We start from the raw sequence: 20,856 nt of genomic DNA, 5'->3' as shown, positions 1-20,856 counted from the left end.
CCTTTTCTACATGCCGGGCGTGTTGCCGCTCACCCAGCGTTGCTGTCCGCTTTGCAGCCTTTCCTGTTTCCAGAAGGGCGCCCTGGACTTGAGGGCTTCCATGATGAACCGGCAGGCCTCGAAGGCCGCCTGACGATGGGCCGACCAGGCGGCAACGAGGACGATGGGGTCGCCGGGATGTATCCGTCCCACCCGATGGGCAATCAGCACGTCTTCCAGCGGCCACTGCCGGCGGGCCTCCTGCCCGATGGTCTCCAGCTGACGTTCGGTCATGCCGGGGTAGTGCTCCAGGGTCATGGCCTGAATGTCGTCGCCTTCGTTGAAGTCCCGCATGGTCCCGACGAAGACGGCGGTGGCGCCGAAGCAGCCGGCAGCCAGGCTTTGCTGATGGCGGATCAGCGTCTCCCAGGGTTCCAGGGCCTCGGCAAGGAGATGGACGGCCACGGCGTCAGCCCCCCGTCACCGGCGGGAAGAAGGCCACCTCGTCACCTTCCCGCACCGGGTGATCGGCGGCGGCATATTCCTGGTTCACGGCGATCAGCGTCCCGGGGGGCAGGGGGCGCCCCTCCTGGGCGCGGCGCCAGACATCCAGGGCACAGCGGATGCCTTCGGCGTCCATATCCTCCCGGGGGCGTCCCGCAAACTCCCGCAGGGAAGCAAAGTAAAGCACGGTGATGGTCACGGGGGTGTAGGCTCCGGTTTGCGACGCGTCGGATATTGTCCTGTGGGGATGGGCCTGAGACCATGGGCGTCATTCCCGCCATAAGGATAGTCCATCATGTCCAGATTGACCCATTTCAACCCGGCCGGCCATGCCCACATGGTGGATGTGGGCGGCAAGGACAGCACCCACCGCGTGGCCGTGGCCGAGGGGCGCATCGTCATGGCCCCCGACACCCTGGCGCTGGTGCGCACCGGCGGTCATCGCAAGGGGGATGTCCTGGGCATTGCCCGGGTGGCGGGGATCATGGCCGGCAAGAAGACCGCCGAGCTGATCCCCCTGTGTCATCCCCTGGCCCTGACCCGGCTGGAAGTGGAACTGGATACCACGGATCAGCCGCCCACGGTGTATTGCCGGGTGACGGCGGAAACCCAAGGACCCACCGGGGTGGAAATGGAGGCCCTGACGGCGGTTCAGGTGACCCTGCTGACGGTGTACGACATGTGCAAGGCGGTGGATCGGGGCATGGTGATGGAAGGGATCCGTCTGTTGCACAAGTCCGGCGGCCGATCCGGGGACTGGCATCACGCCCCCGCCCGGCCGGGGGAGTAGTGCGTCGGGGCGCTTCGGGTCAGCGCTGCATCAGCCGGATGGAATTGGCCAGCTGGCGCACCCGCCGCTTGATCTCCTCCCGGCATTGCCGGTATGACTCCAGGGTTCGGGCCTCGTCAGCCGAGGTCTCCGGGGCATCCAGAGGCCAGTTCTTGCTGATGAAGCTGTCCCCCCGGGGCGAGGGCAGGCGGGCCGGATCCGGGGTGAGGGTGACGATGAGGTCGGCCCACTCCAGCACCGCCGCATCCAGGTCCCTGGGTGCCAGTGCCGAGGTATCCGTGCCATCCTCCTGAAGTACCGTCAGGGTTCTATGGTCCGGATCACCGGCGCGCATGCCCACGGAGCGGATCTCGGCCAGATCGGCGAGGAATGCCCGGGCGTAGGCCTCCGCCATCAGGGTCCGGGCGGTGTTGGTCGGACCCAGGAACAGGATGTGAGGCTTGCGTCGCAGATTCGGCGTGTGGGTCATGGGCTGGCTCTTTCGGAAGGCACGTCAACGGCATCCCGCTGATTCTAGACGTTGCCGTCGCGGCGAACCGGGCTGCAACGCCGGCACTCAAGACGCGGATCGACGGCATGCAAGGGCAGAGGGGGGCCCTGCGTCTCCAGGCCGACCACGTTACACTGCAACATGGCAAGACCCAACACGTATTCCGACTCAAGCGAGGTAAGCGCCCGATGAAATGGATCAAACGTGCCCTGATGGCCGTGGCGGTCGTGCTGGTGCTGTTCGTGGCCCTGCTGATCTTCCTGCTGGCCACCTTTGACCCCAATGCCTACAAGGACCGCATCAGCGCCGCCGTCCAGGAGCAGACCGGCCGGGAACTCACCATCAGCGGCGACATCGGCCTGTCCGTCTTCCCCCGTCTGGCCCTGACCCTGGGGGAAACCACCCTGGCCAACGGGGAAGGCTTCCCCGATGCGCATTTCGCCCGCATCCGCGAGGTGGACGTGGCCGTGGCCATGTTGCCACTGCTGCGTCGTGAACTCCAGGTGGAGCGGGTGCGTCTGGAGGGGCTGGACCTGAATCTGGCACGGGATGCCCAGGGGCGCGGCAACTGGGATGACCTGTTGGGAGACGGGGATGCCCGGGATCTGCCCGCGCAGACACCGCCGGTGTCCCCCCCGCCGGAGGATCCCGACGCCATGCCCGCGATGCTGCGTGATCTGGATATTGCCGGCGTCGAAATCCGCGATGCCCGGATACGCTGGCGCGACGCCCAGGCCGGAACCGACCTGGTGGTGGATCCCTTCAATCTGACCCTGGGGCGTCTGCGTCCGGGTCATGAGACCCCGCTGGAACTGGCCTTCCAGACCCGGCTGGGAGAACCGGCCCTGACGGCGGCCACCGACCTGTCGGCCCTGCTGTATCTGGACATGGCCGATCAGCGCTACGGCCTGAGGCGGTTGACGGCGGTGCTGGATGCCCGGGGCGAGACCCTGCCGGCCCCCATTCGGGCGCGTCTGGAAGGGGATCTGTGGGCGGACCTGCGCAACGACATGGCCAAGCTGGAGCGATTGACCCTGACCGCCTTCGATACCCAGCTCACCGGGTTGATGGAGGTGGAGTCGTTGACCGGGGAACCCCGTGTGCATGGCGAGCTGCGCAGCGGACGCATCCATCCCCGCAATCTGATGCAGGCCCTGGGCATGGAGGTCCCCGAGACCGCCAATCCCGATGTGCTCAAGAACGCCGCCCTGGATCTGGCCTTTGCGATGCAGGGGGATCGTCTGGATCTGAGCCGGCTCGTGGTCACCCTGGATGAGAGCAGCCTGATGGGGAACATCGCCGTGCGCGACTTGGCCGCCCCGGCCATCACCCTGTCCCTGCAGGTGGATCGCATCAATCTGGACCATTACCTGCCCCCCGCCGGGGACGGGCCCGCGCCCGGTGCCGGTCAGGCTCCGGCTCCCCGGGACGGCTGGCCGGAGGAGACCATCGAACTTCCGCTGGAACTGTTGCGGGCACTGAACCTCAGCGGTGATCTGAATATCGGTCGGCTGGTGGTCGCCAACCTGGATCTGTCCGACGTGGTGCTGGAACTGCGCGCCCGGGACGGTCAGGTGGATCTGCGTCCCTTCCGCGCCGCACTGTACGGCGGCCGGGTGGAAGGCGCACTGGGGTTGGACGCCCGGCGGGATACCCCCCGTTTCCAGGCCCGCGGCGACCTGCAGGGCGTCCGCATGGGGAACCTGCTTGAGGACCTCACCGGCGAGGCGCCCATGGTCACCGGCACCGCCAACCTGAGCCTTGACCTGAACAGCCGCGGCGAATCGGTCAAGGCCCTGATCGCCGGGCTCAACGGCAACGGGGATCTGCGCTTCGCCGACGGCGCGGTGAAGGGGATCAACGTGGCCCAGATCATCCGCGACGCGGAGGCACGGCTGCGGGGGCGTACCGTCGAGCCATCCGACGCACCGGTGCAGACCGATTTCACCGAGCTGACCGGCAGCTTCCGGATCAACAACGGCGTGGTGGACAACCAGGACCTGCAGGCGGCCTCGCCGCTGTTGCGGGTCCGGGGACGGGGCACCGTGGACCTGAACCGGGAGCGTCTGGACTACCGCCTGGATACCGGTCTGGTGGCCACCCTGGAAGGGCAGGGGGGGCGTCCGCTGGATGACCTGCGCAACGTGAATCTGCCCATCACCATCCGCGGCACCTTCAGCGAGCCACGCTTCGGCCTGGACCTGGCCTCCGTGCTCAGTGGGCGTCTGGATCAGGAACGGGAGCGCCTGGAGCGGCAGGTGCAGGAGCGGGTGGAGGAAAAGGTGCAGCCACTCATCGATCAACAGCGTGACCGGGTGCAGCAGGAAGCGGACCGTATCCGCGACCAGTTGGGCGACCGTCTGCTGGATCGACTCCGTTGAGCGCCGCGGGGGACTTCGGCGCCCGGTTGCTGGACTGGTTTGACCGGCACGGGCGCCATGACCTGCCCTGGCAGCAGGAGATCAGCGTCTATCGGGTCTGGGTCTCGGAGATCATGCTGCAGCAGACCCAGGTGGTGACGGTGATTCCCTACTACCAGCGTTTCATGGCCCGGTTCCCGGACGTGACCTCGCTGGCACGGGCACCCATCGACGAGGTCCTGCACCACTGGTCCGGTCTGGGCTATTACGCCCGTGCCCGTCATCTGCATCGGGCGGCCCGGCAGGTGGTGGAGCAGCACCAGGGCCGCTTTCCCGAGACCCTTGAGGACCTGGAGGCCCTGCCCGGTATCGGCCGTTCAACGGCGGCGGCCATCCTCTCCATTGCCTGCGGTCAGCGCCATGCCATTCTCGACGGCAACGTCAAGCGGGTACTGGCCCGTCATCGCGGCGTGGAGGGGTGGCCCGGCACGACGGCGGTCTCCCGACGGCTCTGGGCGCTGGCGGAGGCCATGACGCCGACAGCGCGGGTGGCGGACTATACCCAGGCCATCATGGATCTGGGGGCCACCGTCTGCACCCGCGGCCGCCCCACCTGCGGGGTCTGCCCCGTCGCGTCGGACTGTGTGGCCCATGCCACTGATCGTCAGTCTCTCCTGCCCACGCCCCGCCCCCGGCGGGAGCAACCCCTGCGCAGCACGGTGATGCTCATCATCCGCGGCCCCGACGGGGTGTTGCTGGAACGGCGTCCACCGACGGGTCTGTGGGGCGGGCTGTGGGGCTTTCCCGAGGTGCCGTCCACCGGGGAGGCGGAGCCGTGGTGTCGGCGTCATCTGGGCACGGAAGCCCATGAAGTGCACGCGCTGGCGCCTTTCGTACACGTCTTCACCCATTTTCGGTTGCACATCACCCCGGTGCGGTTGTGGGTGAAAGACCCCGCGGCCTCCGTGATGGAAGCCCCCGGTCGGGTCTGGTATAAACCTGAAGCTCGTTCGGAGCTGGGGCTTGCCGCGCCGGTGGCCCGGCTTCTGGATCATATTGTGCACGAGGACGGAGAGATCAATGGCTCGCATGGTGAATTGCGTCTACCTGGGTAACGAGGCCGAAGGGCTGGATTTTGCGCCCTATCCCGGCGACCTGGGCAAGAGAATCTACGACAACGTCTCCAAGGAGGCGTGGCAGAAGTGGGTCCGGCATCAGACCATGCTCATCAACGAGTACCGGCTGACCCCGATCGATCCCAAGGCCCGCAAGTTCCTGGAAGAGGAAATGGAAAAATTCTTCTTCGGTGGCGGCGCCAGCATGCCGGAAGGCTACGTGGACCCCACCAAGTAGGAAAAAATCACGCTGGATGGTGCCCGGGGGCTTGACGAAAGCTCCCGTTACCGATTTAATACGCAACTTCGCTGCAACGCGGTTTACGGCAGCAAAAAACAGCAAGGCCAGGTAGCTCAGTTGGTAGAGCAGGGGATTGAAAATCCCCGTGTCGGCGGTTCGATTCCGTCCCTGGCCACCATACAAAAACCCCGGCTGCCGATGCAGTCGGGGTTTTTTTTCGCCTGCGCAGCAGCGAAAAGAGGCTATGCTAAGTCTCTCCGAACGAATTCCCAAAGGCCCGACGGGAGAAATGCTGTGGATTGGCCGCTTATGGAAAAAGCTGCGACCGGGGCGAAAGCCGTTTTCCGGAACATGCCCTTGCCATTGCTCAGTGTGGATATCGACGGGACCATCCTTGAGGCAAACCCACTGGCCCGTGATCGTCTGGCCCTGCCGGAAGACCGCGGTCAATGGCCTGATCTGAGCCATTTCCTGCTTTCCCTGGATGCCGCCGAACTGGTGGATCTGATGGAAAGTTGCTGTCATCGGTCCCGCCCGCAGCAACTGCGGACAAAATGCCGGGACATCAACGGCCACAGATTCGAGGTCACGGTCCACCTGAGCCGCCTGGATGCAGATTCGGATCGGTACTTCCTGTGTGCGCTGACCGAGGTCGATGATCCCCGGGAGGAGGCCACCGGTCTGCCCGCACCCTGGGCGGATGGCCTGACGGAGAGTTCACTGCGCTGGCGCTTTGCCCTGTTCGGTGCCGGTGACGGGGTCTGGGACTGGGACCTGGAATCCAATGACGTGGTTTATTGTGCCCGTTTTCGCCAGATCATCGGATTTTCGGACGCGGAACTGGACAGGAGCTTCGAACAGTGGGTGAGCCTGGTGCACCCGGATGATCTGAGAGGATTTTCCGGTGCCATGCAGGAGCACCTGCGGGGGAGTTCTCCCCACTATATCTGCGAGTTTCGCATGCGCTGCAAGGAAGGTGGCTGGAAATGGGTTTTGGCGCGAGGCCGTGTTGCCCGCCGGGATGAGAACGGCCAGCCCCTGCGTGTGGTGGGCACCCTGTCGGACATCGGCGCCCGCAAGAAGCTGGAATACGAACTGCGGCGCATGGCGACCACGGATTTTCTCACCGGGCTTTACAATCGCCGCCATTTCATTTCCCGCATGGCCGATGAACTGGCCCGCATTCGGCGTCGGCCGAATCCGCCCTCAAGCCTGTTGATGGTGGATCTGGATTACTTTAAAAGCATCAACGACACTTACGGACACTCCGCCGGTGATCTGGTGTTGCAGCATTTTGCCGATACCCTGCGAAGTTGTCTGCGCAGGATGGATCTGCCCGCCCGCACCGGTGGCGAGGAGTTCGCGGTCCTGCTGCCGGGAACCACGGAGCAGGAGGCCCTGATTCTGGCGGAACGCCTTCGCCGCAAGGTGAAATCCACGCCGGCCGTGACCCCGGGCGCCATTGTTGCGGTGACCGTGAGCATCGGCATCACCTTGCTCGGCCCTGAAGACAGTGGGCCTGATGCCACCCTGGGCCGGGCCGATGAAGCGCTCTACAGGGCCAAGAACAACGGTCGCAACCAAGTGGTGCTTGCGCCCCTCTGATGCCCGTCAACAACGCAATCCCGATGCATGGACGCGACAGACCTTTGCCGGAGTGGAAACCATGCGCGATGAAGACATCGGATGGCTTGTACCCGTCTGGCCGGCGCCGAGCGCCGTGCGTTCGATGACGACGACCCGCCTCGGGGGTGTCAGTCGGCCTCCCTTTGACAGCTTCAATCTGGGGCTGCATAACGGGGACGATCCCGAGGCCGCGCTGCAAAACCGTCGTCTGCTCAGGCGGCATTTGGCCCTGCCCCGGGAACCCTGCTGGCTTCAACAAGTGCATGGCGCACGCGTGGTGGATGCCGGTCGCTGCGGCGACCGACCGGAGGCGGATGCGGTGGTGGCCTTTGCGCCGGGATTGCCCTGCGTGGTGATGACGGCGGATTGTCTGCCGGTATTGTTTTGTGACCGCGCCGGCACCCGGGTGGGAGCGGCCCATGCCGGATGGCGCGGACTGATCGCCGGTGTGCTGGAAGCCACGGTCGAGGCCCTGGACTGCCCGCCCGGGGAACTGATGGCCTGGCTGGGACCCTGCATCGGTCCCGACGCCTTCGAGGTGGGAGACGAAGTGCGGGCCGCCTTTCTGCGGCATGACCCGGGGCACCGGGAGGCCTTCGTGCCGTCCCCGGCCGGGCGCTGGCTGGCGGATCTGCGGGCGCTGGCGCGACGACGACTGTCGGCCCGCGGCGTGCGCGACATGACGGCGGAAACCGCGTGTACCTTCAGTGATGCCCGCCGTTTCTATTCCTATCGCCGAGATGGTGACACCGGGCGCATGGCCTCCCTCATCTGGCTGGCGGACTGAGGGACATGCCGGTCTCCGGTCGCAGGTAGCGGTACTGTTCCATGACGCGGGTGATGTACTGGCGGGTTTCAGCAAACGGCGGGACCCCGCCGTGGCGTTCCACTGCCCCCGGGCCGGCATTGTAGGCAGCCAGGGCCAGGGTCACGTCATGGTCGAACCGTTCCAGCATCCTGGCGAAATAGGTGACGCCGCCGCGTATGTTTTCGGTGGGGTCGAAGGCGTTGCTCACCCCCAGTTCCCGGGCGGTGCCCGGCATCAGCTGCATCAGGCCTTGAGCCCCCACCCGTGACACGGCATGGCGGTCGAAGCAGGACTCCACCATGATGATGGCCCGAATCATTTCCTCATCGACGCCATGATGGCGTGCGTAGTGGCGGATGGTGAGTAGATGATCCAGGGCGCGCCGATCCATGGCGGCGCGAGTCACTCCCCGGCAGGCATGGGAGGCGGTGGGGCGGCCATAACGCCCCACAAAGGTATAGTCCGGACCCATGTCCCGTCGGTCGGTGAACATCGGGGTACCGTCCCGATCCCTGTAGATGTAGATCTCCGCGCTCAGGCCCAGGGGCAGGCAGAGGATCAGCACGGACAGTGTCCGTGCGGCCGGCCTGCCCCTTCGTTTGAGGAAGCGATGCATTGTGTTTGAACCTCTCTGCGCAGATCATAATGAATAACCCAAAAATCGGCCTCATGCATGTCTGGTCATTCATTCACCGATAATCACCCGGGTTTTCCGGATGGTCTGCTCAGGGCCCTGGCCCGACGATCCAGCTGGTCCCGGGCGGAACTGGCCCGGCACCTGATGGTTGCGGAGGCCGAAGTGGAATCCGGTCTGGAGGTGCTGGGCTCCCTGGGCCTTGCCCTGCTCAGGCCGGATAACCGGGTGGGGCTGGAAGATCCGTTGGAATTACTGGACGAAGCCCGCATCAGGGCGGCCTTCGGCGGCAACACCGACCTGACGCTGCAGGTCCTGGAGCAGGTGGATTCCACCAATACCCGGCTGGAGCAGATGCGCCGTCAGGGCATGGCGCCGCCGATGGCTTGCCTGGCCGATATTCAGTGGGCAGGGCGAGGGCGTCGGGGACGACAGTGGCTGATGCCGCCGGGCGCCGGATTGCCCCTGTCCATCCTCTGGAGCATCCGTCACTGGCCGGCACCGGACCCCACCATCACCCTGGCGGCAGGGGTGGTGGTCATCCGGGTGCTGGAAGCGCTGGGTGCCCGGGGGCTGAGTCTGAAATGGCCCAATGACATCCTGGTCCATGGCCGCAAGTTGGGCGGCATCCTGGTGGAAGGTCACGCCCAGGCAGGAGCGGGGGTCGACCTGATCCTGGGGTTGGGGCTGAATCTGCGCCTGCCCCGGGATCTTCCCATCGACCAGCCCTATGGTGACCTGCGGGACGCCGGCCTGGACCTGGACGTGTCCCGCAATGTCCTGGCCGCCAGGCTGCTGGAGGCCCTCACCGACATGCTGGCCACCTATCCGGAACCCGGTTTTGCCGCCTACCGGACACCATGGCAGGCCCATGATGCCTGTGCCGGGCGCCCGGTGTTGATCCGGGGCGCCCGAACCCTGGAGGGGACGGGGTGCGGCGTGGATGCGGGCGGTCGCCTGCAGGTACTGACGGCGGAGGGCATGGTGTCGGTGGAGGCGGGTGAGGTCAGCCTGCGTTTTGCCCCATGAAACTGCTGCTGGATGGAGGCAACACCCGGATCAAGTGGCTTTGCTGGGAGCATGGCCGGCCGGGGGAGGGGGGTGTCCTGGTCCATGGGGGCGAGGCCCGGCCGGATCTTTCCGGTCGCCTTGGCGCCTGCCTGGAGCCTCTGTCACCGGAGGCGATCTGGGTGGTGGAGGTGCTCGGCCCCGACTTTCGTCGGGTCTGCCGGGACATGTGCGAGGCACGTGGCTGGCCGGCGCCGCAATTCTTTGTGCCGGACTCCTGGCTGCACGGCATTTGCAGCGATTACCTGGAACCCGGCCGACTGGGGGTGGATCGCTATGCGGCCATGGCCGGCGCCCGGGCATTGGGGCATGAAACCGCCATCATCGTGGATTGCGGGACGGCAGTGACCCTGGATTTGCTGGTGCCGGAAGGCCGTCATCGGGGGGGATTGATCCTGCCGGGGTTGGGGCTGATGCGACGCAGCCTGGGGCTGGCACCAGGTGTGGCCGGCATGACCGAGGGCAGGGATGACTGCATCGTGGCCGTGCGCACGGCGGATGCCGTCGCTTCCGGTACGTTGCAGGGGCTGGCGGCGGCCATCGCGCATCTGAGTCATCGATTGTTCGAAATCGCCGGTACCGATGGAGGCGCGCCGGCGCGGTTGCTCACCGGTGGAGACGCCTTGTATCTTCACCCGCTGCTGGGTGATGACTGGTGCGTGGAGCCGCACCTGGTATTTCGCGGCCTGGCCCATGTGGCGGATCGGAATTGATGCGGTTGTTGTTTTTTCTGTTGCTGCTGCTGAATCTGGCCTATCTGCTGTATGGGCTGGCCCGGCATGCCCCGGAAACCCCACCGGACCCGACTGTATGGCAGCAGCCCGAGGGCATTCCCATGCTACGGTTGCTGCGGGAAGGTGGGGTGGCGGCGGAGGATGTCATCCCGGATGTCGGGCAGGCTGCATGTGTCAGCCTGGGACCTTTTGGTACCCCGCAGGCAGCGGCGCCCTTGCAGGCACGTTTGCTTCGTGAGGGGTTGGCGCCGCATGTGCGGCCGATGACCGAATCCAGGCCCCTATCCTATTGGGTGGTGCTTGAGCCCGTTGATGGGCGCGCCGGGGCGCGGGCAGCCATCACCCTGCTGACGGCCCGGGGCATGAATGATCATTACATCATCACTGAAGGTCCCCATCGGGACGGCCTGTCACTGGGGCTCTTTTCGGAACATGCAAGGGCCCTCAGACGCCTGGAGCAGGTGCGTGGGATCGGGTTGGAGCCCATCATCGAGACACGCTATCGAGAAGTGAGTTTCTATTGGGTTGATGTGAATGCCTCCCTGCCCATGATCGGGATGCTGTCCCTGGAACTGCCCGAGGGTATTTTTCCGGTGGAACGGGATTGTCCATGACGTCGGCGGCCTCGATCCCTGCCCGAAAGGCAGACCGGGGATACCCAAGTCACCATATGTAATGGTAGAGTTGGCCCGTTGCCTGGATGTGGGGCATGGCCGGTATAGCTCAGTTGGTAGAGCAACTGACTTGTAATCAGTAGGTCCCGGGTTCGAATCCTGGTGCCGGCACCATTTTTTCCTTCCACCTGAATGCCGCCGTTGCGCGGATGCCTCATGAAGCAAAAACATGCTCGCTGGCTTCATGCCCTGGTTCCCTGGTCTGGCGCCCTTGTCAGGCGTTCAGAGACTCAAGTCGTTCTGTCCGTGACCCCACTTTTTTCGACCCTGTCAAAAAAAATCGACTACACTCAGCTGCGAAGACTTGAAAAGTGTGAGCTGCGTCACATAGCATGTGTGATACAAGTCATATAAGTCCGTGACATGGTGTAAGGATATTGGACGGCAATCCGGCTGTCCCTGAATCATGGATCAGGTTGATCACCGCGTGTCACCCAAGCAAGAGAGAGGTTTGGGTATGGGCAATCCGGCAGAAGACAGGGTATTGGCCTCTGTTGTTGACAGTACGGAATATAGCGAAGTTCGATCTCAGCCGAGAGTTCGCTCTGCCGCAAACGGGGCGGGTGAGGCGGTCTCGGCGATGAGGCGGCCGGTCAGGGTCAGGCACGGCCATATCAACATCCTTGGACGGGATATCTCCACCCCCATCATCATTCTGGCCTCCGCCGAGGCCCTGGTCTTTGGTTTGGCACTGTTGGCCGCCTGCTTCATCCAGCTTCCACTGGCACCCGCCCTCCCGGCCGTGCTGGATGTCATCTGGTCGCTGCAGATGCTGGCCTTTGTTTCCCTGGGCATGGTGGGCATGCTGAGCATGGGTCTTTACCGGCGAGGATTCCGCGGCGGTGCCAACGCAGTGGTGTTGCGCATCCTGGGGGCCGCCCTGCTGTCGGTCACCATGATGTCCATGCTGTTTTATGTCTTCCCGGATCTGCACTTCGGCCGCGGCATCATGGCCATCGCCATCGGCTTGGCCATTCCCGGCATATTGTTCACCCGTTTCGGCATCTTCCGACTGCTGGCCCATGATGCCTTCAAGCGTCGGGTACTGGTACTGGGGGCCGGCGATTCCGCCCAGCTGTTCAACCGTCTGCGCCGTAAGTCCGATCAGGTCGGTTTTGTCCTGGTGGGGTTCGTCCCCAGGCCTGGAGAATGCACCCGGGTATCCGATGACTCCACCCTGAGACTGGACGTGCCGCTGCCCGAGTTCGTGCGCCGTCATCACGTGGATGATCTTGTCATTGCCTATGATGATCCCCGTGGCGGCTTTCCCGCCGAGGAACTGATGCATTGCAAGATGCAGGGCCTCCACGTACTGGATATCGCCGATTTCTTCGAGCGGGAGGCCGGTCTGCTCAAGCTGGACATCTTGCGTCCCTCCAGCATGATCTTCGGCCGAGGCTTTCGCCAGAGCCTCTATCAGCAATATGCCAAGCGTGCCCTGGACGTGATCACCAGTCTGGCCATGCTGGCCTGTGTCTGGCCCTTCATGCTGATCTGCGCCCTGGCCATCATGATCGAGAGCAAGGGGCGGGGTTCGGTCATATTTTGTCAGGTACGCACCGGGCAGCATGGCAAGCCCTTCACGCTGTTCAAGTTCCGCAGCATGATCATGGATGCCGAGAAGGACGGCGTGGCCCGCTGGGCCCAGAAATCCGATCCCCGGGTCACCCGCTTTGGGGCCTTCATGCGCAAGACCCGGCTTGATGAGCTTCCCCAACTCATCAACGTGTTGCGTGGCGACATGAGTTTCGTCGGCCCACGGCCCGAGCGTCCCCAGTTTGTGGAACAACTCGGCGGCAAGTTGCCCTATTATCATCACCGGCACTGGGTCAAGCCGGGCCTCACCGGCTGGGCACAGATCCATTATCCCTACGGGGCCTCCGAGAAGGATGCCTTCGAGAAGCTCAAGTATGATCTTTACTATGTGAAGAACCAGAGCATGTCTTTGGATCTTCTGACCATCGTCCAGACCGTGGAAGTCGTTCTCTGGGGCCGAGGCTCCCGCTGAGAACGGCGGATATCAACGCTTTACCCCCAGGTATCATTCCCCGCCCCGACCCTCTCCCCATCCGGGAGAGGGTATGACCATGGAGGTTGCTCGTGTCCCTGGGCGTGACCGGATACGCCATCGCCGCCATCGGCTTTGCCGCCCTGCTGATCGTGCTCCTGATCGGCTGGCAACGCCGCCTGCAGGGGGCACTGCTGATCCTGGCCGCCGCCGCCGGCATCCTCTGGGCCCTGACCCTGGCCGCCCAGGCTCTTTGGCCCGAACGCATCTCCCTGCTGCTCGTTTTCCCCGCCGAACTGCTTCGGGATGCCGCCTGGATCGGTTTTCTCTGGGGCTTGCTCTGGCAGGCCCGCAGTCATCAGCGCCGTCCCGTATCCCGTATCCCGGCCCGGCCTGGTCCGCCGTTACCCCCGACAGACACCCGGTTCAGCACATTGCCGGCAGCCGCCGGCAACACCGATCCCGGGCGCCCTCTGGCCCTGCTGGGCGTGGCGGCGGGTGTACTGATCCTGGGACTGACCACCTATCTGCTGTTCCAGCCCAGGTTGCCGGAGGCCTGGATGCGCGTGGATGTGCTGCTCGGCGGCAAGCTCCTGCTCACCCTCATCGCCCTGTTGCTGGTGGAACAGATCTACCGCAACACTTCCCGGGAGGGGCGCTGGGCCATCAAGTACCTGTGCCTGGGCGTGGGTGGCATCTATCTGTTTGATTTCTATATGTATGCCGAGTCCCTGCTTTTTCGCAACGTGGATGCGGGTCTGTGGGAGGCGAGGGGATTCATCAATACCCTGGTGGTGCCCCTGATCGCCGTGTCCGCGGCCCGCAATCCCCAGTGGTCTCTGGATGTCTACGTCTCCCGGGGCATGGTGTTTCACACCGCCACCCTGCTGGGGGCCGGTGTCTATCTGCTGCTGATGGCGGCGGCGGGCTACTATCTGCGGGTCTTCGGCGGTGAGTGGGGCACGGTCTTTCAGGCGGTATTCCTGTTTGCCGCCCTGCTGAGCCTGCTGGCACTGGCGGCTTCCGGGCGTCTGCGGGCGCAGTTCAGGGTTTTTGTCAGCAAACATTTTTTCAACTACAAGTATGACTATCGGGAAGAGTGGCTGCGTTTCATCTCCACCCTGGCCGACGAAGCCCGGCATGAGGCCCTGCCCACCCGTGTGATTCGCGCCCTGGCTGACATCCTTGACAGCCCCGGCGGGCAGTTGTGGATGCGTGGCGGCGGTCGGCATTTCGTCCAGGTGGCCCAGATCAACATGGCCGAGGCCGGAGACCACGCCGAGCCGATGGACGGCAGCCTGGCCCGCTACCTGATGGATACCGGCTGGGTGCTGGACGTGGAGGAATGCATATCAGAGCCTGAGCGACATGCCGGGCTGCGGCTACCGGACTGGATGCGGGACAGTGAGCGGATCTGGCTGCTGATTCCCTTGAAACAGGGTCCGGAACTGCTGGGCTTCGTGGTGTTGCTGGCCCCCAGGGCCCATCGCAACATCAACTGGGAAGACAGGGATCTGCTCAAGACCGCCGGGCTTCAGGCCGCCAGCCATCTGGCCCAGATGGAGGCCCTGCAGGCGCTGTCCGAGGCCCGGCAGTTCGAGGCCTTCAACCGGCTGTCCGCGTATGTGGTGCATGATCTGAAGAACCTGATCGCCCAACTGTCCCTGGTGGTCAGCAATGCCCGGCGCCATGGCGACAATCCGGCTTTTCTCAAGGATGCCATCGGCACGGTGGAGAATGCCGTGGAGCGCATGAACAAACTCATGTTGCAGTTGCGTACCGGAGAACCGGGGCGTGACATTGCCCCGGTGGATATGGGTGCTTTGGCCGCCCGAGCGGTGAACCAGGCCCAGGGACGTGCACCGAAGCCGGAACTGGCTCACAATGGAGAGCAGGTCCTGGTACTTGCAGACCCGGAGAGGTTGCTGTCCGTGATGAATCATCTGATTCAGAATGCCCAGGAAGCCACGCCGCCCGAGGGTGAGGTGCAGCTCGGTCTCTGGCGTGACAGCCGCCAGGCCTATCTGGAGATCCGTGATACCGGCACCGGGATGACGAGCGAATTCATCCGCGAGCGCCTGTTCCGGCCCTTTGATACCACCAAGGGGCTCACCGGCATGGGCATCGGGGCCTATGAAAGCCGTGAGTTCGTACGCGCCCTGGGAGGGGATCTGGAAGTATGGAGCGAACCGGGAGTGGGGTCGCGATTCCGGATCAGTATCCCTTTGGCCCAACAGCAAGAAGAAGCTCCTCTCCCGCTTGCGGGAGAAACGTAACCAGATCACTGCCAGTGAGGCACCCAGACGTTGACCGGCAGCACTCAGCAAAAACCCGTATTACTCCTGGTGGAGGACGATCCCGGCCTGCTCAGCCAGCTACGCTGGTGTTTTGACGACTTCGAGATCCTGACCGCCCAGAACCGGGACGAGGCCATTGCCCAGTTGCGTCGCGGCGAACCTTCCGTGGTCACCCTGGATCTGGGCCTGCCGCCGGATCCGGGTGGTGCGACCGAAGGTCTGGCCACCCTTGAACAGATCCTGTCCCTGGCCCCGGAAACCAAGGTGATCGTGGTCACCGGCAACAACGACCGCGACAACGCCGTCAGGGCCGTGGCCCTGGGTGCCTACGATTTCTACCAGAAGCCGGTGGATGCGGACATTCTCAATCTCATCGTCAAGCGCGCCCATCGCCTGTTCGAGCTGGAGGCGGAAAACCGCCGCCTGTCTGCCCGTCAGACCACCGAACCCCTGCCGGGCCTCGTTGCCGCCAGCCCGGAGATGCTCAAGGTCTGTCGCACCGTGGAAAAGGTGGCGCCCACCGATGCCACCACCCTGCTGCTGGGCGACAGCGGCACCGGCAAGGAAGTGGTTGCCCAGGCCCTCCATGGCCTGAGCCGCCGCAAGCAGGGGCCGTTCGTGGCCATCAACTGCGCCGCCATCCCGGAAAACCTGCTGGAGAGCGAGTTGTTCGGTTATGAAAAGGGCGCCTTTACCGGCGCCGTCAAGCAGACCCGGGGCAAGATCGAATATGCCGACGGCGGTACCCTGTTCCTGGACGAAGTGGGTGATCTGCCCATGCCCCTGCAGGCCAAGTTGCTACGGTTCCTGCAGGAGCGGGTCATCGAGCGCATCGGCGGTCGAGGGGAGATCCCGGTGGATGTGCGGGTGGTCTGCGCCACCCACCAGGACCTGTCCACCCTCATCGACGAGGACCGGTTCCGCGAGGACCTGTTCTACCGCATCAGCGAGATCACCATCCATATCCCGGCGCTGAAGGATCGTACCGGTGACGCCCACCTGCTGGCCCGGGTGCTGCTGGAACGATTTGCCGGCAAGCAAGGGCGGACCATGCGCGGCTTCTCCCAGGATGCCCAAAGCGCCATCGAACGCCATGACTGGCCGGGTAATGTGCGGGAACTGGAAAACCGCATCAAGCGGGCGGTGATCATGGCCGAAGGCAATCAGGTGACGGCGGAAGACCTGGAACTGTCGGCCGACGGCGAGGATCCGCTCATGCTCAATCTGCGTCGGGTGAGGGATGAGGCGGAAGGCAAGGCGGTGCGCCGTACCCTGCAGATGGTGGGGGGTAATATCTCCAGGGCAGCGGAACTGCTGGGGGTGAGCCGGCCGACCTTATACGATTTGCTGAAGAAGCATGATCTGGGGCGGCAAACGGAGGAATAGGCAACCACGGATGCATTTGAGCAGGAATGATTTGCTGAGATTATTCCTGGTCCGGTTTGAAAGCCGGAAAGATGGCTTTTTGGATCAGATTTTTTGACGAGAAGGCATATAAACAGCGCGTAAAATTTATGTCTTTATGATGCTGAAATCAACACTTTTGGCTGGTATGGGGAGTGTTGATGAAAGTATGTGGCATTGCGCCGATTTCAGTGTTGCAACCATAATGGCAGTCTCAGTCATGCAAGCCGGGTCATGTCCTGCCGGAATATTGATCTTGATATGCGGAGACCCGGAGTTTAGATGATGGAGTACTTTCTGGGAGTGATGCGCATGCGTCCGTATTTCCTTGTCCGCGAACCTTCCGGCCTCAAACAACCCGTGTCGTTGTGCCTGACTTGGCTGGGTGTGGTCCTGTTGTCGGTGATGCTGGCGGGGTGTGGCCGGACATCCTATTCCGTTGATGAGTATCTGGCCCGGGGAATGGACTTCGAGGCCCGGGGCGATCTTGCCGCCGCGGTCATCGAATACAAGAATGCCCTGCAGCAGGAGCCCGCCTCCGCGGAGGCGCGTTTCAGGCTGGGCATGGCCCTGTTGGAGCAGGGAGATGCGGTCGGCGCACGCCAGGAACTGGACCGGGCCAGGCGACAGGCTTGGCCCGAGGAACAGGTGCTGGTTCCATGGTTACGTTCTGGACTTGTGCAGGGACAGTATGGATGGGTGCTGGACAACAGCCGTCACGTGGATGACCTGCCGGCTGTGCCTGGCGCCCAGGTCCTTGCCATCCGGGGCGGCGCACTGTTCGGCATGGGTAACCTGGGCGGAGCCCGTGAACTCTTCAATGCCGCATTGAAGGTTCAGCCCGACGTGCTGGATGCCCAACTGGGCTTGGCGCTGGTTGCCTTCAATCTGGGCGAGGGTGAGGAGGGTGTTCGTCATTGGCTCGAACAGGCCCTGGAAACCGCTCCTGATTCCGCCGAGGCCTGGGAGCTTTGGGGCGATCTTGAACGCTCTCTCGGGCGGTTGGATGAGGCCGTTTCGGCTTATGGAAAGGCGATTGAACTGAGCCGGTTTCCCTTTCTTCTGCATGTCAAGCGAGCGATAGCCCGTCATGCCCAGGAAGACCATGCTGGTATGCAGGCCGATTTGCGTAGCATGAAGAGACTCTCTCCGAATCATCCGGCCACCGGTTATGTCGAAGGACTGATGTTCTATGAGCAGGGCCAATATGGTGCCGCGCAATCCGCTTTTGAACGCAGTCTGAGCGCAGGGGATGGGTTTGACCCCGCGGTGTTCTTCCTGGGCGCGACCCATTTCGCCTTGGGCAACCGGGAACAGTCGGAACACTATCTGCGACGCTATCTGTCCGCCTATCCCCATTCCGATGAGGCTGCCCGTCTGCTGGCCATGGTGCGCCTGCAGGAAGGGGATCTGGACCGGGCGGAAGGCTTGCTTCGGTCGGTGCTTGGGCGCAGCCAGGATGATGTTCTGGCACTGAATCTGATGGGTAATATCTTCATGTCACGGGGCCAGTTTGCCGAAGGCACGGACTACCTCCGGCAACTGACGCGGATTCGCCCCGATGATCTTCAGGCCCGGGCGCGTCTGGCGGAAGGATTGCTGCTTTCGGGACAGACTGAGGAAGGCCTGCGCGAGCTCAGGAGCATTATTGAGCAGGTGCCGGATGCATACCGTCTTGAGGCCGTCTACGCATTGAACCTGATTCAGACCGGAAGGTTTGACGAGGCGCTGGAGGCCGCCGGGAGCTTGAAGGCGAGTTTGCCGGATAATCCGTTGGCCTACAATCTCGAAGCCATGGTGGGATTGGGCAGGGGGGATATGGATCTGGCCAGGTCGGCCCTGCGGGAGGCCCTGGACAGGCTGCCCGGCGAGCCGGTGACGACATCGAACTTGGCTGCCATCGAGTGGGGGCTGGGGAATACCGACGAGGCGGCCAGGCTCTATGGGGAGGGGCTCAAGCATAACCCGGGGCACACGGCCCTCAGCCTGCGCCTGTCGAGGCTCAAGGCGATCCGGGGCGAGGTGGCCGAGGGGGTCGCCGTGCTGGAAGCCGCCGTGGCGGCTCATCCGGAAGCTCTGGAGCCACGGCTGGTTCTGGGGGGGTACCATCTGCGGGAGGGGATGCCGCAGCGTGCCGCGGAAGTCCTGCAACCGGCCCGGGATAGCGGCTCCACCGACACGCGCCTGCTGGAGCTTCTTGCCAGTGCTCAGCTTGAATCCGGCGCCGGTGGTCAGGCAATCACGACACTGCGCCTGCTGTCGGCGCAGCCGCTGGCCGATGCCGATGCATGGCATCGACTGGGATACCGGTTCGAGCTTGCGGGTGGTGTTGATGATGCCAGGGTTGCCTATGGCCGGGCATTGGAACTGAGCCCCGGTCATGTGGGAGCCCTGCCCAATCTGGCGTTGCTGGAATTAAAAAGTGGTCGCGGGGATGAAGCGTTGCGTGTTGCGCGTGTCATGCAGGGCCAGGATGGGCTTGCCGCCGCCGGTCATGCAGTGGAAGGGCGCGCACATGCCATGGCACAGCGCTGGGATGAGGCTGCGACGGCCTTTGACAGGGCCTATGGGCTGAATCCGGCAGCGAACCATGCCATGAGTCTGTCCCAGGCCCTTCTGGTGGCGGGGCGTGTCACAGAGGGGGTGGAAGTGCTGCGTCGTCATCTTGAACGTGTCCCCGAGGATGCCACGGTGCGTAACCATCTGGCCGAAACCTATCTGCTGTTGGGGGCTGTGGACGAAGCGATCGCCCAGTATGAAACGCTGCGCCGCTTGCAGCCCGAAAATCCTCTGCTGCTGAATAATCTGGCTTACCTGTACTTCGGCACGGGGAACGACAGGGCGGTCGAATATGCGGAGCAGGCCCATGCCCTGGCGACGGAAAACCCCGCCATCACCCATACCCTGGGTTGGATACTGGTCAACCGGGATGATCCGGAACGGGGTCTGGCGCTGCTGGAAGAGGCCAGGCATGCGGTGCCGGAGCGCCCGGATGTGAGGTACCACTATGCTGTGGCCCTGGAAAAGGCGGGCAGGCGAAGCCAGGCACGACGGGAATTGGAGGCATTACTGTCCGGGGTGCCGGAGTTTCCTCAGCGGGAAGAAGCAGCGGCCCTCATGGAGCGAATCCGGTAGGGGCGGTTGCCCCGGGGTGGTGGTCTGCCCCCTGACCTACAACAGGGGGCTGCTCAGGCCGCCGAGGCCGAAAAAGGTCTTCAGATCCTTCAGGTCCCGGCGGTGGTGTGGCGGGAGCTGTTCGCGCAAGCGGGCGAACGTCTCTCTCAAGGCCTGTTCATCGGCGCGCCTGGAGGGGCTCTTGATGGCCACCATAAAGGGGAAGATGAAGGTGCTGTAGAGTCTGCTCCGCTCTGCCAGATGGCGGGCATGCCCCCGCTGAAATGCCTCCTTGGGGAACGCCGCCCAGAGTGAGTTCCGGTAATCCTCGGTGAACAGGTCCGGTTGCCGGTCTGCATACTGATTGGCAAAGTATTCGATGGAGCGGGGGGATTTCAGATGACCAAAGTCCACCAGATAAAGCCCACCGTCGGGTTTGAGCACTCTTGATATCTCGTTGAAGGTGCTTGACAGGGTTTCTTCATCGGGCAGGTGGTGGAGCGCCATGGTGGACATGACCGCGTCGACGGATTTCGCTTCCAGAAAGTCCAGTGCGTCGATGCTTCCGTGCCGGAACTCGATATTGTCCAGTTGCTGCTCGGCAATGTGTTCCCGCGCCCGTGCCAGCATTTCCTCCGAAAGATCCACGCCGATGAAGCGGACGTCCGGATTAAGGCGAGCCACCAGGGCCAGCTGTGTGGCGGGTCCGCAGGCAAGATCCAGGACGGTATCCCCGGGGCGGATCACATCGCAGACCTGGGCAGCGTGGAAGTGATACACGGGGGCCATGACCCCGTCTTCCCGTCCGGCACGGGTATAGGCCGCCACCTGTTCGGGATCCGCCATGATCAGATCGGGTTCCGTGCGCCGTGGGGCACGCTGCCGGGTGATGACTTCTCTGAGGGCAACCAGTAGGACGGCGGGGCTGGGCATGGGCCTTGATCCTCTGTGGAGATGATCACGAAATAAAGAAAAGAAGGGGCACGACATCCGTGCCCCTTCTTTGCCTG

General features: G+C 63.7%; 18 protein-coding genes and 2 tRNA genes. 15 read left to right on the top strand and 5 right to left on the bottom strand.

Annotated elements, in window-relative coordinates; translation table 11 throughout:
- Positions 1-6: 6 nt before the first annotated feature.
- Positions 7-444: a molybdenum cofactor biosynthesis protein MoaE gene (locus ACLF6L_RS13670; protein ID WP_008932465.1), complete on the bottom strand. Its 438-nt coding sequence runs from the start codon at positions 442-444 to the stop codon at positions 7-9.
- A 4-nt stretch (positions 445-448) separates the two neighbouring features.
- On the bottom strand, positions 449-682 hold the full coding sequence (locus ACLF6L_RS13665; protein WP_008932466.1) for a MoaD/ThiS family protein: 234 nt from the start codon (positions 680-682) through the stop codon (positions 449-451).
- A gap of 96 nt (positions 683-778) precedes the next feature.
- Between ACLF6L_RS13665 and moaC the strand changes: the two genes are divergently transcribed.
- Positions 779-1,273, top strand: coding sequence for a cyclic pyranopterin monophosphate synthase MoaC (gene moaC, locus ACLF6L_RS13660; RefSeq protein ID WP_238616292.1), 495 nt, complete (start codon positions 779-781; stop codon positions 1,271-1,273).
- A gap of 19 nt (positions 1,274-1,292) precedes the next feature.
- Here the strand turns inward: moaC and ACLF6L_RS13655 are convergent, their stop codons facing one another.
- Positions 1,293-1,742 carry a low molecular weight phosphatase family protein gene (locus ACLF6L_RS13655; protein ID WP_412851890.1) on the bottom strand — a complete coding sequence of 150 codons (450 nt, stop codon included), beginning with the start codon at positions 1,740-1,742 and terminating at the stop codon, positions 1,293-1,295.
- Positions 1,743-1,951: 209 nt separating this feature from the next.
- On the opposite strand from ACLF6L_RS13655, the gene ACLF6L_RS13650 reads away from it, so the two are divergent.
- The 6 genes from ACLF6L_RS13650 (at position 1,952) to pgeF (ending at position 7,892) form a co-directional block, all read left to right on the top strand.
- Positions 1,952-4,144 (top strand): AsmA family protein, encoded by a 2,193-nt coding sequence (locus ACLF6L_RS13650; RefSeq protein ID WP_412851889.1) that lies wholly within the window; start codon positions 1,952-1,954, stop codon positions 4,142-4,144.
- On the top strand, positions 4,141-5,238 hold the full coding sequence (gene mutY / locus ACLF6L_RS13645) for an A/G-specific adenine glycosylase (RefSeq protein WP_238616290.1): 1,098 nt from the start codon (positions 4,141-4,143) through the stop codon (positions 5,236-5,238). The genes ACLF6L_RS13650 and mutY overlap by 4 nt, the downstream gene beginning before the upstream one ends.
- Positions 5,204-5,476 carry an oxidative damage protection protein gene (locus tag ACLF6L_RS13640; RefSeq protein ID WP_040405663.1) on the top strand — a complete coding sequence of 91 codons (273 nt, stop codon included), beginning with the start codon at positions 5,204-5,206 and terminating at the stop codon, positions 5,474-5,476. Before mutY ends, ACLF6L_RS13640 begins: the two co-directional genes overlap by 35 nt.
- A 105-nt stretch (positions 5,477-5,581) precedes the next feature.
- Positions 5,582-5,657, top strand: a tRNA-Phe gene (locus ACLF6L_RS13635).
- A gap of 179 nt (positions 5,658-5,836) precedes the next feature.
- Entirely contained in the window at positions 5,837-7,084 is a 1,248-nt protein-coding gene (locus ACLF6L_RS13630; protein ID WP_412851888.1) for a diguanylate cyclase, read from the top strand.
- A 61-nt stretch (positions 7,085-7,145) separates the two neighbouring features.
- The gene (pgeF, locus tag ACLF6L_RS13625; protein ID WP_238616288.1) at positions 7,146-7,892 is read left to right on the top strand and encodes a peptidoglycan editing factor PgeF; all 747 of its coding nucleotides are present in this window, start codon (positions 7,146-7,148) and stop codon (positions 7,890-7,892) included.
- Here pgeF and ACLF6L_RS13620 read toward each other — a convergent pair.
- Entirely contained in the window at positions 7,873-8,478 is a 606-nt protein-coding gene (locus ACLF6L_RS13620; protein WP_008932481.1) for a lytic transglycosylase domain-containing protein, read from the bottom strand. The genes pgeF and ACLF6L_RS13620 overlap by 20 nt on opposite strands.
- Before the next feature lie 108 nt (positions 8,479-8,586).
- On the opposite strand from ACLF6L_RS13620, the gene ACLF6L_RS13615 reads away from it, so the two are divergent.
- From ACLF6L_RS13615 to prsT, 8 genes are all read left to right on the top strand, one after another.
- The gene (locus tag ACLF6L_RS13615; protein ID WP_238616286.1) at positions 8,587-9,576 is read left to right on the top strand and encodes a biotin--[acetyl-CoA-carboxylase] ligase; all 990 of its coding nucleotides are present in this window, start codon (positions 8,587-8,589) and stop codon (positions 9,574-9,576) included.
- Complete coding sequence (locus ACLF6L_RS13610) at positions 9,573-10,328, top strand: type III pantothenate kinase (protein WP_412851887.1); 756 nt, start codon at positions 9,573-9,575, stop codon at positions 10,326-10,328. Before ACLF6L_RS13615 ends, ACLF6L_RS13610 begins: the two co-directional genes overlap by 4 nt.
- Positions 10,328-10,963 (top strand): SPOR domain-containing protein, encoded by a 636-nt coding sequence (locus ACLF6L_RS13605; RefSeq protein ID WP_412851886.1) that lies wholly within the window; start codon positions 10,328-10,330, stop codon positions 10,961-10,963. The genes ACLF6L_RS13610 and ACLF6L_RS13605 overlap by 1 nt, the downstream gene beginning before the upstream one ends.
- A 98-nt stretch (positions 10,964-11,061) precedes the next feature.
- Positions 11,062-11,137: transfer RNA gene (locus ACLF6L_RS13600), tRNA-Thr, on the top strand.
- Positions 11,138-11,603: 466 nt separating this feature from the next.
- Complete coding sequence (locus ACLF6L_RS13595) at positions 11,604-13,031, top strand: TIGR03013 family XrtA/PEP-CTERM system glycosyltransferase (protein WP_412851885.1); 1,428 nt, start codon at positions 11,604-11,606, stop codon at positions 13,029-13,031.
- A gap of 92 nt (positions 13,032-13,123) precedes the next feature.
- Positions 13,124-15,307 (top strand): XrtA/PEP-CTERM system histidine kinase PrsK, encoded by a 2,184-nt coding sequence (gene prsK, locus ACLF6L_RS13590; protein ID WP_412851884.1) that lies wholly within the window; start codon positions 13,124-13,126, stop codon positions 15,305-15,307.
- 30 nt (positions 15,308-15,337) lie between these two features.
- Positions 15,338-16,714, top strand: a complete 1,377-nt coding sequence (gene prsR / locus ACLF6L_RS13585) for a PEP-CTERM-box response regulator transcription factor (protein ID WP_200173588.1) — start codon at positions 15,338-15,340, stop codon at positions 16,712-16,714.
- Between the two features lie 300 nt (positions 16,715-17,014).
- Positions 17,015-19,867: an XrtA/PEP-CTERM system TPR-repeat protein PrsT gene (prsT, locus tag ACLF6L_RS13580; RefSeq protein ID WP_412851883.1), complete on the top strand. Its 2,853-nt coding sequence runs from the start codon at positions 17,015-17,017 to the stop codon at positions 19,865-19,867.
- Positions 19,868-19,903: 36 nt separating this feature from the next.
- Here prsT and ACLF6L_RS13575 read toward each other — a convergent pair whose 3' ends face one another.
- On the bottom strand, positions 19,904-20,779 hold the full coding sequence (locus ACLF6L_RS13575) for a class I SAM-dependent methyltransferase (protein ID WP_200173584.1): 876 nt from the start codon (positions 20,777-20,779) through the stop codon (positions 19,904-19,906).
- Between the last annotated feature and the right edge of the window lie 77 nt (positions 20,780-20,856).

This window comes from Ectothiorhodospira shaposhnikovii (assembly GCF_047222355.1).
In the GTDB taxonomy this organism is placed as follows: Bacteria; Pseudomonadota; Gammaproteobacteria; order Ectothiorhodospirales; family Ectothiorhodospiraceae; genus Ectothiorhodospira.
Note: the sequence above shows the minus strand (reverse complement) of the source record. Positions and strands in the feature narration are given on the sequence as shown.